The 15,532-nt window shown below is 40.2% G+C and carries 18 protein-coding genes; 16 read left to right on the top strand and 2 right to left on the bottom strand.

What is annotated here, in order from left to right:
- The first annotated feature begins 96 nt into the window (after positions 1-96).
- The 9 genes from AF333_RS34015 to AF333_RS28025 all read left to right on the top strand — a co-directional run bounded on the left by AF333_RS34015 (position 97) and on the right by AF333_RS28025 (position 5,188).
- The gene (locus tag AF333_RS34015) at positions 97-240 is read left to right on the top strand and encodes a hypothetical protein (RefSeq protein ID WP_158502302.1); all 144 of its coding nucleotides are present in this window, start codon (positions 97-99) and stop codon (positions 238-240) included.
- 153 nt (positions 241-393) lie between these two features.
- On the top strand, positions 394-1,053 hold the full coding sequence (locus tag AF333_RS28055) for an RNA polymerase sigma factor (RefSeq protein WP_052811780.1): 660 nt from the start codon (positions 394-396) through the stop codon (positions 1,051-1,053).
- A gap of 35 nt (positions 1,054-1,088) precedes the next feature.
- Positions 1,089-1,670 carry an ATP-dependent Clp endopeptidase proteolytic subunit ClpP gene (gene clpP, locus AF333_RS28050; RefSeq protein WP_043064398.1) on the top strand — a complete coding sequence of 194 codons (582 nt, stop codon included), beginning with the start codon at positions 1,089-1,091 and terminating at the stop codon, positions 1,668-1,670.
- A gap of 469 nt (positions 1,671-2,139) precedes the next feature.
- Positions 2,140-2,349 (top strand): hypothetical protein, encoded by a 210-nt coding sequence (locus AF333_RS28045; protein ID WP_043064397.1) that lies wholly within the window; start codon positions 2,140-2,142, stop codon positions 2,347-2,349.
- A 259-nt stretch (positions 2,350-2,608) separates the two neighbouring features.
- Positions 2,609-2,986 (top strand): dienelactone hydrolase family protein, encoded by a 378-nt coding sequence (locus tag AF333_RS28040; RefSeq protein WP_052811777.1) that lies wholly within the window; start codon positions 2,609-2,611, stop codon positions 2,984-2,986.
- Between the two features lie 45 nt (positions 2,987-3,031).
- Positions 3,032-3,160, top strand: a complete 129-nt coding sequence (locus AF333_RS37040; RefSeq protein ID WP_268753649.1) for a hypothetical protein — start codon at positions 3,032-3,034, stop codon at positions 3,158-3,160.
- A gap of 222 nt (positions 3,161-3,382) precedes the next feature.
- Positions 3,383-3,817, top strand: a complete 435-nt coding sequence (locus AF333_RS28035) for a hypothetical protein (protein WP_043064396.1) — start codon at positions 3,383-3,385, stop codon at positions 3,815-3,817.
- 17 nt (positions 3,818-3,834) lie between these two features.
- The gene (locus AF333_RS28030) at positions 3,835-4,275 is read left to right on the top strand and encodes a hypothetical protein (RefSeq protein WP_043064395.1); all 441 of its coding nucleotides are present in this window, start codon (positions 3,835-3,837) and stop codon (positions 4,273-4,275) included.
- A gap of 1 nt (position 4,276) precedes the next feature.
- A complete protein-coding gene (locus AF333_RS28025) occupies positions 4,277-5,188 on the top strand; it encodes a hypothetical protein (protein ID WP_043064394.1) in 912 nt (303 codons plus the stop codon).
- A 236-nt stretch (positions 5,189-5,424) separates the two neighbouring features.
- Here AF333_RS28025 and AF333_RS28020 read toward each other — a convergent pair whose 3' ends face one another.
- Positions 5,425-6,048, bottom strand: coding sequence for an HAD family hydrolase (locus tag AF333_RS28020; RefSeq protein WP_043064393.1), 624 nt, complete (start codon positions 6,046-6,048; stop codon positions 5,425-5,427).
- Positions 6,049-6,150: 102 nt separating this feature from the next.
- Here AF333_RS28020 and AF333_RS28015 point away from each other — a divergent pair, with 102 nt between their 5' ends.
- The 4 genes from AF333_RS28015 to AF333_RS28000 all read left to right on the top strand — a co-directional run bounded on the left by AF333_RS28015 (position 6,151) and on the right by AF333_RS28000 (position 10,114).
- Positions 6,151-7,143 (top strand): phosphotransferase enzyme family protein, encoded by a 993-nt coding sequence (locus AF333_RS28015; protein WP_235356588.1) that lies wholly within the window; start codon positions 6,151-6,153, stop codon positions 7,141-7,143.
- A gap of 51 nt (positions 7,144-7,194) precedes the next feature.
- A complete protein-coding gene (locus AF333_RS28010; RefSeq protein WP_043064391.1) occupies positions 7,195-7,653 on the top strand; it encodes a GNAT family N-acetyltransferase in 459 nt (152 codons plus the stop codon).
- Positions 7,654-7,829: 176 nt separating this feature from the next.
- On the top strand, positions 7,830-8,549 hold the full coding sequence (locus AF333_RS28005) for an EcsC family protein (protein WP_043064390.1): 720 nt from the start codon (positions 7,830-7,832) through the stop codon (positions 8,547-8,549).
- 287 nt (positions 8,550-8,836) lie between these two features.
- Positions 8,837-10,114: an L-lactate MFS transporter gene (locus AF333_RS28000; protein WP_043064389.1), complete on the top strand. Its 1,278-nt coding sequence runs from the start codon at positions 8,837-8,839 to the stop codon at positions 10,112-10,114.
- Between the two features lie 81 nt (positions 10,115-10,195).
- On the opposite strand, the gene fdhD is transcribed toward AF333_RS28000, so the two are convergent.
- Complete coding sequence (fdhD, locus tag AF333_RS27995; RefSeq protein ID WP_139188973.1) at positions 10,196-11,017, bottom strand: formate dehydrogenase accessory sulfurtransferase FdhD; 822 nt, start codon at positions 11,015-11,017, stop codon at positions 10,196-10,198.
- Between the two features lie 129 nt (positions 11,018-11,146).
- Between fdhD and AF333_RS27990 the strand changes: the two genes are divergently transcribed.
- From AF333_RS27990 to AF333_RS27980, 3 genes are all read left to right on the top strand, one after another.
- On the top strand, positions 11,147-11,521 hold the full coding sequence (locus AF333_RS27990) for a DUF2294 domain-containing protein (RefSeq protein ID WP_043064388.1): 375 nt from the start codon (positions 11,147-11,149) through the stop codon (positions 11,519-11,521).
- A gap of 328 nt (positions 11,522-11,849) precedes the next feature.
- A complete protein-coding gene (gene fdhF, locus AF333_RS27985; RefSeq protein WP_043064387.1) occupies positions 11,850-14,804 on the top strand; it encodes a formate dehydrogenase subunit alpha in 2,955 nt (984 codons plus the stop codon).
- Positions 14,805-15,278, top strand: coding sequence for a DUF1641 domain-containing protein (locus AF333_RS27980; RefSeq protein WP_043064386.1), 474 nt, complete (start codon positions 14,805-14,807; stop codon positions 15,276-15,278).
- Positions 15,279-15,532: the final 254 nt, after the last annotated feature.

Genomic DNA, 15,532 nt, shown 5'->3' with positions numbered 1-15,532 from the left:
AGTAGTCGAGATGCTGCTCGACAAAGGGGTAAATGTAACGGTACAACGCGTAGGAAAACACCCATTCCGTTTGCGGAACGGGTCAATCGGTTGGTTATGGACCGCTACATTTTCACTTCCTCACTGTTGGTCTATGCATATGATAAAGAAACGCAACCGGAAGAAAAAGTGAATCCTTATATTTATCCAATTCGCATCGGAGCTCGTTTCGATTTCTCTTATGATGAAGGAAAGCGGTAGGTTGAAGCTGATTCAAAAGCTGTCGTAGTAGAATATAAAGTAACCAGCCTGTCGAAAAAGCTTTGATAGGCTGGTTATTTTTTTAAAATGAAGTATAAAAACCGTATCTTTTTGATAATTAATGACGTTTATACAATAAAGGAGGGAGTGGCCTTGGCATTTAAAGCAGCGGTACATTTGGCCAAAGAGGATTTGAATGAACAGTTTAGTGAAATAATCAAATCTTATTCTGACGTACTAAGGCGATATTGCTTGGCTATCACAAGATCATCATGGGAAGCTGAAGACCTTATGCAGGAAACCTGGCTAAAAGCATTTGTTGCCCTTACGAAACAGGGAACCCATTCTAATCCTAAAGCATTTTTATTTCGCATTGCATCAAATACCTGGATTGATAAACAACGAAAACAAAAGGTAATTCTCGATAATGGAATTGATATTAATACACTTGCGCAAGAAAATGAAGAGCATACAGAGGAAATAAAAGAAGCTTTGGAGATAATTGTCCGACATCTTCCTGTAAAGCAACAAGCCGTGTTTCTTCTTACCGAAGCGTTTAAATTTACAGCAGCTGAAACGGCTGAAATGCTTGAGATGACGGAAGGGGCGGTGAAGGCAGCCTTGAACAGAGCACGGGTAAAGTTAAGGCTTTTAAGGGAAAGCGGATTATCTTATGCCGAAGAAAAGGCTTATACGCAAATAATTGAGGATTACAGACAAATACTTGCCAAATATCAACCGGAAAAAATTGTGTTGCTTACAAAGCAAACGTATGCCGGGAACACACCAACAATGCTTCTGGCTGTCGCATAGGACGGACTTACCATTTTTTGTTAAGGGGGATTATTATGAGTACGATTCCTGTTGTCATTGAACAAACAAATCGTGGTGAGCGCTCGTATGATATTTATTCAAGGCTTCTGAAGGATCGCATTATATTTCTAGGCAGTGAGATTGATGATAATGTAGCGAACTCTATTGTGGCTCAGATGCTTTTTTTAGCTGCAGAGGACGCGGAAAAGGATATTCACTTGTATATTAATTCTCCTGGCGGTTCCACAACAGCGGGGATGGCGATTTACGATACAATGCAATACATTAAACCGGATGTTTCCACGATTTGTGTAGGTATGGCCGCCTCCATGGGAGCAATCCTTCTCGTTGCAGGAGCACCAGGTAAACGTCTTGCCTTGCCGAATTCTGAAATTATGATTCATCAACCTTTGGGAGGAACGAGAGGGCAGGCAACCGATATGATGATTCATGCGGAGCGTATTATAAAAATACGGCAAATAACCAATAAAATTATAGCTGACTGCACCGGTCAACCGTTTGAAAAGGTGGAAAAGGATACTGACCGCGATAATTTTATGATGGCGGAAGAAGCGAAAGAATATGGCTTGATTGATAAAGTAGTTAAGAAGCTATAAAACTCCGACTATATAGTGAATAACATTCAGTGATATATACTGTAAAATAAGATAGCCGATCTGGGTAAGCCAGATCGGCTATTGGATTGTTTCATACTACTTTATAGAGGCTGCCCTTTTATAAAATAAGAGGCGAATTTTCTATCACAGGTTTGTCCAGCTTTACATAATATTTAAGTAGAAAGAGAGCTTTTTCTAAATTATTTTGTACAGGTATAGGCCTTGCTTGTACAGATACAAGCCTAAAAGGAAGAGAGGTGAACTTAGATGGGATTTGGAGGTAAGGGAGGCAATGATGAGGTATTCATCATCCTTGTTCTGTTTATCCTGTTGGTTATAGTGGTGAGTTAACAAACCTTTTAGTTTGTAGTCTCCACTAAGTATGCAAAGCAGTTTGCCTAATTTTGGGTAGGCTGCTTTATTTTTTTAGTGTTTGTCCATCGCGAATATTATGTTAAGGAGGATAAATATGTCATTACACGATTTATTGAAGTCAATCGATTTACCTAAATTAATTAATATACTCCAACTCTTACATGCAGTTACTTCTACAGATTTACTAAAAACAGTTACTTCGCTGGAATCTGCTGACGTAATGAAATTAGTTGACTTACTTCAAAATATGGACTTTAATGCATTAACGGACTCGGCACAAATCGAAAAGCAAGGCAATAAATAAAAAATGATAAGCGTCCAAAAGGATACGGATATAGGTATTTACACAAAGTGCCGTCTACTTTAAAAAGAGTGTTACATGTTCAATTATAATAAGGCAGTTCCTCTGTTATGGTAGGGACTGCTTTATTTTTTTATCAATATGATATGACAAACAAGTGGTTTTCTTAATATACAGTGCAGTACTAATCTTATTTGCTGATATGCTGTTAGGAGAAGGTAGGTAGGGTGAATGAAAGTGAAGAATCTCCCCGGCTACAGGAATGAAAAAAAATCTGATACACGAAATCAGAAACGAATACAACCGTATATATGTATTGGGATATAGTGTAGGTGCTACTACTGCATGGTTGTGTAGTGAAGAAAAATGTGATGGGGTTATTGGCTATTACGGCTCCCGCATAAGGGATTATCTTGAAATCAATCCAAAATGCCCTGTATTGCTTTTCTTTCCACAGCAGGAGAAATCATTTAATGTCGATGAACTAATTGCGTCCTTAAATAAAAAAAGTAATGTCTATACGAAAAAATTTGCTGGGAACCATGGGTTTGCTGATCCGTATTCAATAAACTTTTGCGAAGAATCATCTACGCAATCATTTGAAAGTATGATGAAATTTATTAAAGATATACACGGTTAACTTTAAAAATAAAATACGACAGCAGGGGTATAATATACATTTGATTTGATAAATCGACAAATTCTTGTGGTGAGAGGGAAGAAAAGAAGGAAGGGCGGCGGGCGGGAACGGTCGGAAAAAGGCACGTTTGCCTTTCTTCTGCTGGAGCGCAGGTCCAACCTCTTCTTTTTCTGAATCACCTACTTCCAACCACGCTACCCTGTCAAAATATCAAGTGTAATTTATATAGAAATGTTATATAGGGGTATATCTCAGAGAATAAGGGGCTAAAGGGGGCATTTAGGCATAGCCTTGTATCATTTGGTGATGTTCTAATTACCTATGAAATAATATATAATAACAGAATAAAAAACATTTTAGGTAAGTTTTAGAAATTAGGATGGGAGAAAGTGCCTTATGAATTTGATTTCCATCACAGTGATATTTTATTTTTTTATTAAGTGGGTAGGCCCAGTCTTTAGGCCGGAAGATGAACCTGATTTAAGTAATTTCACCATCATACTCATATCCTTAGGAATTGCACTTATAATTATGATTGTAAGTAGAATGAAAGGTGATATTACACAGCTTGAGAAGTTGAAAAATAAAGAGATTGGAGGCAAGGAATCTCCAAGGGTTATTGAAGTTTTATCTATAGTTAAGGCTAATGAAGGATTTGTTACTATAGCGGATGTTGCCGGTAACAGTGAGCTAAATATGCGTGAATCAGAAGAAATACTATATAAATTTCAAAAAGAAGGACACGCCCAGTTAAAAGTTGCTGAAACAGGGGATGTTATTTTTTACTTTCCAGGGTTTCATTTAGCCTCTTTGACAGAACAAAAAGAATAGTAAGGGGGGAGAGTAAAATGGAACGGTTTTTTTCCTGGGTTTTACCTTGGATTGTTTGGGCTGGAGTAGGTATAGTAGGCGTCTGGATTTTCTTTTGTTTTATTTTTTTTGGAAGATTTATCGTTGAAGAAAATGAAGCTATAGTCCTCTGTTTTCTTTTAGGGTTATTATTTATATATGTTTCTTTTGGAAGCTGGAAGAAAATGATACTGAAAAAACAATATGAAAATACGTGTGAAGAATTAGCCTTGAAAATCTCTAAAAAATATAATGGATATTTGACTGCCCCAATTTTTTCAATAGAATCTTCTTTAAATTTAACAGAGTGCGAGCGGATTTTGAAGATACTTAATCAAAATGGAGCTTTTAGTATAGTGCCAGATGAAGAACAAGTTTATAAGCTTGATCCCCTTATTCTGGAAGCGATAGCTGAAGAAAATGGTAGTGAAGAGGGATAAGATGATAAATTGGTATCAAACAAATAACAAGGAAGAGAATAAGCATAAACGCACCCCATCTAGGCTCTTTAAATATGTAACTATAGTTCTTTTTATTATTGTAATTCTGTTTATTAGACGGGAGGCCACTTTTTTATATTGGGGTTATTTTTATAATTGGGGTTATTTTTGTATCTCAGCTGTTGTTACTTTAGGTTTTTTTACATTAACAGGATATAAGATATATAAATATTATTATACAATATATCAAAGAATGACAGAGCATGACATTTTAAGGTATGCGATTGCTAATAACGGAGTTATTTCTCCAGGGAAAATTTCTCTTTATACGTATGAAACTCAGCAATCTATTTTGCCCATGATGAATAAATGGCATAAGGAAAATCTAGTGTCTATTGTTTCGTTAGATAATGGAGTTAGGTTATATCAGCTGCCAAACTGCACAGGAGATCACAGTGTATATAAGCCTGTAGTTTATTATGATAATAATCCTATATTTTTAGTTAATACGTTCATGGTACACATGATTTTAAATTTTATATGGGCATTTATGTGTTGGATAATTGGAGGATGCATACTCGCATTGTTTGAGGTGCCAGGTATTATTATTTTTTGTATCGGTTGGATTATTTTATACGCAGGATTTGTACTAATTAAAGCTGTGGAACAACATAGATTGACAGAAGAAGAGGAGCGCCTGGGGGTTCGGTTGGCAACACAAACAGGGGGAATCTTAACTGTACATGAATTAGCGTGTGCTCTCTCTATAACAATGGAAGAAGCCTACCGTAAGTTGCAAAAATGGGAATCGGAAGGTGTTGTACTGAGATTACCTCAGGAGGAGAACATTCCGGTTTACCGAATGGGTGGAGTTCTATCCATGGAAGAAAGATTAAGTGCAGAGCGCGTGTAAGTGTTGTATGTGTGAATTAAGACTGTCTCATATTTTAATGGGACAGTTTTTTTGTTTTGTATGTAATCGTTCGTATAGTTGGAACGAGTACGGAGTAGCAGATGGACTATATCAAATCCTATCAAAAAGCAGGATAAGATAACAATACAACATACGATTTGAAGGATAGACCTCCCAATGCTTACTAAGGCTTAAGGGAGGTCTCGTTTTTTATGTTGAAGAATTTGTGCATAAAATCATCGATTAACTACTTCGAAAATTTCTTTTGGGCTCTCAAATTGGTACGTTGGTTGGAACCGTTCGACCTTTTTAGCTCCCCATAAAGCAAGAGCAAAGTCGATATTCGCACTTTGAGCGCATTGCATATCGTAATATGTATCTCCGATATAAAGCACTTCAGATGGAGATACCTCCGCAATTTTTAAAAACTTTAACAAAGGTTCTGGATTAGGCTTATGTTTTTCGGTATCATCTGCACAAATTGTATAGGGTAAGTAATCATTTAACCCGAATGGATAAAAATCATTAATTAATTCTGTCTTTGTTTTAGAAGTAACAATTCCTGTTGTTATGCCAAGGGAATGTAATTCTTTAATTGTTTCCTCTAATCCAGGGAAAACACGGACATAGTGAAAAAACTCTTTCAAATACTCATTCCATCTTTTATTTACTTGTTCAATGTGTGTTACGTTTAATCTTTCTAATGCAACTGTACCTGGAATACCTAAGGCGAAGGACAATTCGTCAAATGTATAGTTACGTCCTGTTTCAATTTTTAATACTTTTTGTAATGAACTTAATACTGCCTTTTCTGTATCGATAATTGTTCCATCTACATCAAATACGATACAGCTATACAATGAGATCACTCCTTTCTATTTAAATATAAACTAAAAAAAGGAAACCAATGTGTTGTTGCTTCGTATTTTATATAAAAAAGGAAAAGATGGGTAGTGAAGGTAATGCTTGCGAAAATCCAAGAATATTTCCAGATTCCTCCTTTTGCAGGAGCGGACTTGATACATCATGTTGAGGAAAAGGATGATGTACGAATTATATACAAAGTAACAACGGCTGACGGACAGTGTTTTGCTGTAAGAATCCTTTCCAATTCGTATACCACAAGAGAAGATCTTGTAGGTCAGGCACGTTTGTGCGAAATGTTTTCACATGCTGGACTAGGTGTTCCTAAACGGCTGTATAAAGAAGACACATTGCCTTATATGACCTTATCCTGGAAAGGCCAAGAGGCTTTTGCTGTAGTGGAAGAATGGATGTCTGGAAGAGAGCTGGAGCATCTTAATATAAATCTTATAGGTCAGGCGGGAGAGTGGCTTGGCAAAATGCATCACATCTCCGCAAAAACGAACATTCCATTTTCTTCAGAAAGCCCATGGAGTATGTTTGGCTCAAATGATGAGCTTGCTCAAGACGCTCATACATTGAAAGTGGCGTTGCAAAAGAGCGAAGCAAACCGAACGTTGTATGAAGAACTATACGCCCTATATGAAAAGAAACGGGCAAAATTGAAAAAGTGTTGGTCTCATCTTCCCCGTGGCGCGGTACAGGGAGACTTTTCTTTGAATAATTTGCTTGTAAATGATGATGGCAACTTGTGTAGTGTTATCGATTTTCATCTAGCAGGGGCTGACGTCTTTGTCGGCCATTTTGCGGGCGAAGGAGCTTTTTTATCTTATGCAGCAGAGCGGATGGATGATGACTCAGAGAAAATGGGAGACATATATTTTAACGCCTTTATGGCAGGGTACAAAAAGAATCGACAGTTTAGTCATCAAGAACAAAGCATCCTTACTGACTTAATTGGTCTTAGAAGAGCATTTGCTTGTTATCAGGTGGATGATGTACTACATAAGATTGAAATTAGAGACATACAAGAAGTAAATGCTGAGCTGGAAAAAATGCTTTTCTATATGAAAAAACAGCCGAATATCTAAAAATAAACTTACTATGATAAGGATTTTTACTTTATATAAAAGGAGAATACTATGCAGATACGTATAGAGCAGCTTAGTGATGATAGACGTTTCATTCCTGAAATATTGGGATTATGGAATGAGAATTGTATAGAAACTGCAGAATGTGAGTTATCAGATGAGGATAAAGCAGCCATTCAAAATCAGCTCAAGCAATACTCTCAATCCGAATTCGGCATGGTTTGTGTAGCGTTTGATGAAACCTCCAAATTGGTTGGCTATGGTCTGGCATCGATGAAAAAAGACTTGGTGATACAAGAGTGCTACGGACAAATTGATGAGTTGTACGTATTACCGGAGTATCGAAGGCAGAAAACGGCACGAGCTATTGTTGAAAAATTAAGTCGCTGGCTTCAATATAAAAATGCTTCTCCTATTTACGTTTTCGTTGATTTAGATAATAAGTTGGCGCAAGATTTTTGGGAAAGTAGTGGTTTAAGTAAGGAATTCTATATTATGTCTAACAATTAATCTTTTGACAACAAACTGAGCCTGAATTACAAACTCCGTCTCAGGACGTAGTCAAAATCATTCTTAGTGTCATGCCAGAAAATCATGATATTTTGTATGATAAAGATAAATCTACGCTTGGGAAACATTCCTCTGGATGCAGGTGTGGTGAGCATATTCCAGAAAGAGGAGAATATATGAGTACGTATGAACAAAGGGTAAAGTTTAAAACAGCAGAATGGAGAAGGAAAATAGTCAGTCGCTCCGGTTTGTTACAACGAGTATCAAAAAAAGCTCAAACTAAGGTGAACAGCTTGATTCCCGAAAGGGTCCATTATATGATGACTGAAAGCATCAAAAAAGTCGTGCAAGCCGCCCTGATCGGCTCGGAATTTACCTCCAGAAAAAGGAATGTGTCCTATATTACACTAGAAGAAAAAGAACAACAAGTTTTAGATACAGTAAATACTTATAAAAAGACTGCCGCCATCGAGGGAGCGGGAACCGGGGCAGGTGGGATTTTTCTGGGATTAGCAGACTTCCCCTTATTATTATCTATTAAGATGAAGTTCTTGTTTGAAACAGCAGGTATATACGGATACGATGTTAAGAAATACGAAGAAAGACTATTTATTCTTCAAGTTTTCCAATTAGCATTCTCTAGTGATGAACACCGTCAACGTACACTTGATATTATTGAGCACTGGGAAGAGCGTAAATATGAATTAAAAGAACTTGATTGGCGTACTTTCCAACAAGAATACCGGGACTATATCGATTTTGTTAAAATGCTTCAATTGTTGCCTGGTATCGGCGCTGTAGTCGGGGCTTATGCTAACTACAACCTACTCGAACATCTGGGGGAGGTTGCCATGAATGCATACCGCCTTCGCTTATTCAAATCAATAGAAGCATAAGTTCTAATATATGCCCATCAAGCTCAAGGCTTCGGGTATCCAAAAATGAAAAAGGCACTATCCTTTACTTCGATTTAGGGAAAGGATAGTGCTTTTTGTTTACAGGGCAACATTTATTCTCGGCTTGAGAGGCATTTATATATTAAGAGTCTACAACTTGGTTAGACGACGGGATACTAACTTCAGTATACGCGAAGTTTATTGTTTATATTTACAATATTTTCATATATTGCTAATATGTATATTATCAAAAAAGTTAGAAAATTCAATGAAGGGGGAAGATTTTGATGGGAACAACGAAAAATCGTTGGCTCATTGCTCTAGCTGCTGTTGGTATTCATATCTCCATCGGTTCTGTTTATGCATGGAGTAATTTTACTATTCCTTTGCAGAAAATGTTTGGTTGGAGTGCATCCGAAATTGCATTAACCTTTAGTATTGCCATTCTATTCTTAGGTCTCTCCGCAGCCTTTTTAGGACATTTTGTTGAAAAACACGGACCGAAGAGAGCTGGGCTTCTGGCTGCAATTTTCTTTGGAGTAGGTATTGCAGGTTCAGGTGTGGCAGTAACCTTGGGCTCTAAATACTTGTTGTATCTTTTCTATGGGGTATTTGGAGGAATTGGACTCGGTGTTGGTTATATCGCTCCCGTATCGACTCTTGTTAAATGGTTCCCAGATCGCAGGGGACTTGCAACAGGACTGGCTATAATGGGTTTTGGATTCGCTGCAGCTATTAGTAGCCCTTTAATGAATTCACTTATCTTTTCAGTTGGCGTTGCTAAGACATTTTATGTATTAGGTACTTCTTATTTTATTATTATGGCTCTTTCTGCTCTATATCTTGCTAAGCCAGCAGAAGGTTGGCTACCTGAGGGATTTAAAGAAAAAGTAAGTAAAGGAAAAGCAACGGTTACTTATGATCTCTCCCAGCTAACAGCAAATGAAGCTGTTAAGACTAAACGTTTTTGGTATTTATGGCTAATGCTTTTTATTAACGTAACTTGTGGAATTGCTATTCTTGCAGTAGCAAAGCCGCTTGCTATGGAGAGTATTGGAATTACGCAAATACAAGCTGCTGCACTTGTTGGTGCAATCGGAGTGTTTAATGGACTTGGACGGATCGGCTGGGCTAGTGCCTCGGACTATATTGGTCGTGCCAATACATATACTACATTTTTCGTATTACAAATTGTTTTATTCATGTTGTTACCGTATGTTACTTTGAAAATTCCATTTATGATTATGTTAGCTATTATTTATACTTGTTACGGTGGAGGATTTGCATCTATCCCTGCGTTTATTGGGGATTTGTTTGGAACTAGACAATTAGGAGCCATACATGGGTATATCTTAACTGCATGGGCAGCTGCGGGGCTCGCAGGCCCATTGTTTGCAGCGTGGATTAAAGATACAACAGGTAGCTATGCAGGAAGTTTAATATTTTTTGCGGGGCTTTTCGCTATCGCTCTTATCATCTCTTTAATTATTCGTATAGACATTAAAAGGCTAAAAAGGACATCCAATTCAGCAGTTAGTAAAGAAAGTCTTTCACAATTTAGTTAAGGAAAAAAGCGCAGGAGCGTCCAGATGGAAGCTCCTGGCGTCGAGCCCATACCGGGCTCGTTTTTCTTTATAGGTTAATCTTTAAGTAGCGGGCGTTTCCTCAATACGTTCTGGATGCGTATAAACATTCAGCGACGCACCGCGAATAAAGCCGACGGCTGTAATACCAAGCTCTTCGGCCAAATCGAGAGCAAGCCCTGTAGGAGCAGACTTGGACAGCACGACTTCACATCCGATTTTTGCTACTTTCAGCAGCACTTCCGAAGAAATACGACCACTGAAAGCGATAACTTTATCTTCGATAGAGATATTATGTTTCAAACAGTGTCCGTAAATCTTGTCCAATGCATTGTGACGTCCAATATCCATACGTGAAAGAATAATGCCGTTCCGATCACACAGGGCAGCATTATGCACCCCACCCGTATGCTGGAATACATCCGATCCGCTCTGCATTAGATGAATCAGGCGGAAGCAATCTTTAACAGAGAGCTTCACGGTCTTTTCCGTCATTACTTTCGCCGTCCGTGCATCATTATAAAAATAAAAATTTTGTCGGCTTTTTCCGCAGCAGGATGTAATGTAGCGCTTGGAATAAAATTGCTGGTTCATCTTAAGCGCCTTACGCAGCTCTACATGTGCAAAGCCTTCCTGTTCCTGTACCAGTAAGCTTTTGATATCTTCGTAGGAACGGATAACTCCCTCAGAAGCCAGAAAGCCGATAACGAGATCTTCGATGTATTCGGGCGTGCACACGACCGTCGCGAATTCTTCTTCATCAAGGAAAATCGTTACGGGAAATTCGCTCACTACATCATCTTCCTGCTCATGCATTTCGTTGTCCAAGTAGCGTAGAATGGTTCGTTTGTCTACAATAGGCTGAATGATGGGTCTTCCCTCCATCCATTTGTAAATTTTTTCTCTCTCTATTTTATGCTTGTTGTCTCTTAAGTCAAAACAAAAATTATGAACACCTGTCTTGCGTTCCTTGACAAAACATGTAATGCTAAAAATCAGGGAGGAAGAATGCATATGGAAAAATCTAGTCATGCACGCATCGCTCATGAATTCAGCAATCTTGTCCGCGAGATTCGAAAAACACATGTCGGGAAGGGTCCTACTCATATTGTTACTCGCTTTGCCGGGCCTTGGGCGATTTGCGAAATGAAAGGAAACTTGACGAGTGTAGAGAAATTCATGAGTCGGACGCCGGAAGGACAGCGAATGATTCATGAGACTCGCACGGAATTTATTAAGAAAATCTATGAGGATTTAACGGTTGGAAGGCCATTGGAAGAATTGGTTAATGCTAGGATGGTTACGCTGTTCGTCGATTTTCGGTTTGAGTTGGATATTGCGATGACAGTTTTTGTTTTTGATCGTCCGTTAGGTCTAGACAGTGATTGAATTTGTGTCTATAATGTTAACATACATTCCGAAAAGAGGAATGCTAAATGAAATGAACATGCATAGGTTTAAGTTGTAGAGTAGATTGATGAAAACGCATTCTTCTTTCTTCTTACTCCGACTGCTATTTTAATATGGCGGACTGGTTGCCGGTACTTAAGTGCCGAAGATTATTCCATCATGAAACGGTTGTTATAGAGATAAATAGTTCGGAGTCTATCCGAGTTGCCTCTATGAATCCGTTTTGTGATGGAATTTTTTTGTTTATGTAGACAGAGAAACAGAAGAGGACCAGCCCATCGAATTTGACTGAACAAGGGGGAGGACAATGAGTACAACAACGAAACTGTCCGTTCGCATTAATGGCAATGAGTATCAGGCCAATGAGGGACAGAACGTCGTCGATGTTATTAAAGACCAAAGTATCGACATCCCGCACATCTGCTATCATCCGAATCTAGGTACCATTCAGACATGTGATACATGTATGGTGGAAATCAATGGTGAACTTGTACGTTCCTGTGCGACAAAGGTCGCTGCCGGAATGGACATTAAAACCAAATCACCGGCGGCAAAAGCCGCTCAGTTGGAAGCGATGGATCGTATTCTTGAAAATCACCAGTTGTATTGTACTGTGTGTGACAATAATAACGGCAACTGTCGAATTCATAATACGGTCGAGATGATGGAGATTGAGCATCAATCGCGTCCATATCAGTCAAAACCATATGAAGTAGATATGTCGCACCCATTCTACCGGTATGACCCGGATCAATGTATTCTTTGCGGCCAATGTGTGGAAGCATGTCAGAATGTACAGGTCAATGAAACATTGTCCATCGATTGGGAACGTGAACGTCCCCGTGTCATCTGGGATAATGACGTAGCGATTAACGAGTCATCCTGTGTTTCTTGTGGGCACTGTGTGAACGTTTGTCCATGTAATGCATTAATGGAGAAATCCATGTTGGGTGAAGCGGGTATCATGACGGACATGAAGCCTACGTTGTTGAATCCGATGATTGATTTGGTAAAAGAAGTCGAACCAGGCTATAGTGGCATTTTCGCCATCTCCGAGTTAGAGGCTACTCTGCGTGCTACCCGTACGAAGAAGACAAAGACTGTTTGTACGTTCTGTGGCGTAGGCTGTACGTTCGAAGTATGGACAAAAGGACGTAAGGTTCTCAAGATCGAGCCGACTCCCGATGCACCGGTCAATGGCATCTCCACCTGCGTAAAGGGCAAGTTCGGTTGGGACTTCGTTAATAGTGAAGACCGTTTGACGAAGCCGTTGATTCGAAAAGGCGATGAATTCCATGAAGCCACATGGGATGAAGCACTGAACCTTATCGCGAGCAAATTCAAAGAAATAAAAGAACGCGATGGTGCGGATGCGTTTGGATTTATTTCGTCTTCCAAATGTACGAATGAAGAAAACTATCTACTTCAGAAGCTGGCACGCTCCGTTATTGGAACAAATAATATCGATAACTGCTCACGTTATTGTCAATCCCCTGCGACGACAGGTTTGTTCCGTACAGTAGGTTATGGTGGTGATGCAGGTACCATCTACGATATGGCTGGTGCGGGACTCGGTATCATCGTCGGTGCAAACCCGGCAGAGGCACATCCGGTTATCGCAACGCGGTTGAAGCGTGCGCGCAAGGTGAATGGACGCAAGTTGATTGTAGCTGACCTGCGCAAAAACGAAATGGCGGAACGTTCCGACCTGTTCCTTCGCCCTGCGCCGGGGACGGACCATGTATGGCTATCGGCTGTAACCAAGTATATTATTGACCAGGGCTGGCATGATGTTGCGTTCCTGCATAATCGTGTTAACGGATTTGAAGAGTACAAAAAATCAATTGAGAAATATACGCTTGATTATGCAGAGAAAACGACGCGTATTCCGCAAGAGCAGCTTATTGAGACAGCGAAAATGATTCATGAGGCCGATGGAACGGCTATCTTCTGGGCTATGGGCGTTACACAGCACTGTGGTGCGAGCGAGACCAGTACCGCAATTAGCAACCTACTGCTTGTGACTGGTAACTTCGGACGCCCGAATGCGGGTGCATTCCCGCTGCGTGGTCATAACAACGTACAGGGTGCATGCGATTTTGGTACATTGCCGAACTTCTATCCTGGCTATGAATTAGTAACGGATGACGACGTGCGTGAACGGTATGAAAAAGCATGGGGTGTAGCTCTTTCTCCTGAAAAGGGATTGGATAATGAAGGTATGCTCAACGCAATTAACAAAGGTGAACTGAAAGCAATGTTCCTCATGGGTGAAGATATGGCATGGGTGGATGCGAACTCCAATCACGTTCAGTCTACCCTTGAAAAGCTTGAATTCTTCGTAGTGCAGGATGTGTTCTTTACGAAAACAGCGCAATTCGCTGACGTTATCCTGCCAGCAAGTCCAAGTCTGGAGAAGGAAGGGACATTTACAAACACGGAACGTCGGATTCAACGACTGTATCAGGCACTGGAACCACTGGGAGAATCCCGTCCAGATTGGCAGATTCTTATTGAACTGGCGAATCGTCTTGGTGGGGATTGGAGCTACGCGAGTCCGGCTGAGGTGATGGCAGAATCGGCTAGCCTCGCACCATTGTTCGCAGGTGTATCATATGAGCGTTTGGAAGGGTTCAGTAGTTTGCTATGGCCCGTACAGGCGGACGGTACCGATACGCCGCTTCTATATACAGAAAGCTTCCCGTTCCCGGATGGAAAGGCACGCTTAACGCCGACTGATTGGATCCCGCCGGTACAAATGCCGGAAGAATACGACCTGTTCTTGAACAATGGTCGTCTGCTTGAGCATTTCCATGAGGGCAACATGACCAACAAATCCAAGGGAATTATGCACAAAGCCCCGGATACGTTCGTGGAAATATCACCGGAACTGGCGAAAGAACGCGGTGTCAAGGACGGTTCACTCGTACGCCTCCAATCCGAATATGGAGCTGTAAAATTACGTGTCGTCGTGACCGATCGCGTACAAGGCAAAGAGATTTATGTTCCGATGAACTCGACCAGTGAAATTTCTGCTGTCAATTTGTTAACCAGCAGCCATTCCGACGCGACGACGAATACGCCGGCATATAAAGAAGCAAAAGTTAAAATGCAGGTGCTTGAAGTAGAGGGTGAAAACCCGCTACCACGCTTTAATTCCCGTTTCGGTAAACGAAATCCGCAGCGTGGTGTAGAAGTAGAGCGTAAATGGAAGCGTAAGGATTATCTTTCGCTTGAAACCGTCGGACAGGGGGAGAAATAAATGGCCAAACCGACAACTGTTATAAGAAAACATGAGCCAACAGAGGCTGAAAAACAGGCGCAAGCGTTGGGGGATTTAGTGAGCTTCGTCGCCAAAAATGGTGACGCATTGCAGGAGACCCTCAAAGTGATTCAATTGCTGCATGAGAGCGGTGCGCTTGAAGTCATCGGAGCATTGATTCAGTCACGTGAGAAAGTAATGGAAATCGGCGTTTCTCAGTTATCAAAACCAACGATGACGCGTGGCGTTAATAATGTAATGAGTGCCGTTGGCATGCTGGGAGAATTGGAACCGGAGACGATTAAGAAAGTATTTGAAGGTATTGTTAACGGTATGCAACATTCGGCAGAGGAAGTACGAGCAGGTAAGAAGACCGGTGTTATGGATATAATGAAGGCTTACAAGGACCCGGATATTAACCGTGCGCTGACGGTCATGCTTGGTTTTCTCAAAGGAATGGGACAGAAGCTGTAAGCTATGAATAGATGGAGCAAAAGGCGGGATTTTGAAAATAGCCGCTTTTTGCTCCCACCTACTTTCAATTTTTATTATTGAAGAGGAAAAGGAACAAAAATTCGTACTTTGCGGCATTCTCAGAAGAACTGGCAGGGTCAGCAGTTGCTGGTCGATTTTTTTGTAAGTTGCCAGCAGCTAGGTTCACTTCTTGGGAGAAATGCACAGGTGTATTTTTGTGTATTTTCCTTTTTTGTTTTCTACATTTTACTATA

Source organism: Aneurinibacillus migulanus (genome assembly GCF_001274715.1).
In the GTDB taxonomy this organism is placed as follows: domain Bacteria; phylum Bacillota; class Bacilli; order Aneurinibacillales; family Aneurinibacillaceae; genus Aneurinibacillus; species Aneurinibacillus migulanus.
Note: the sequence above shows the minus strand (reverse complement) of the source record. Positions and strands in the feature narration are given on the sequence as shown.